Origin of the sequence: Sedimentibacter sp. B4 (assembly GCF_000309315.1) — a bacterium.
GTDB classification, from domain to species: Bacteria; Bacillota; Clostridia; order Tissierellales; family Sedimentibacteraceae; genus Sedimentibacter; species Sedimentibacter saalensis.
Genome location: NZ_CANG01000184.1, coordinates 1 through 241, shown reverse-complemented (window position 1 = coordinate 241; position 241 = coordinate 1). Strand labels below are relative to the sequence as shown.

At 62.2% G+C, this 241-nt stretch carries 1 pseudogene; it reads right to left on the bottom strand.

The features are described from left to right. Positions 1-241: pseudogene (locus tag BN358_RS25405) on the bottom strand (carbohydrate ABC transporter permease); the annotation flags it as partial.

Here is a 241-nt window from a genome sequence, read left to right as displayed (position 1 = left end):
AAGTGAGCCGCGCGAACCCGTAGCCGGCCATCGTGCAGAGGATGACCTGGCCCAGGGTGCGCGCCAGCGTGATGATCACAGAATTCAAGGCCATCTGGCCGAGCGGGATGCTGTCGAAGACAGCGCCGAAGTTCCACGTCCACGGGTCGGGGATCCATTGCGGCGGCACGAGGACGGATCCACCGTAGGTCTTGAACGCGGTCAAGAACTCCCAAACGAACGGGAAGACCATGAAGGCAGA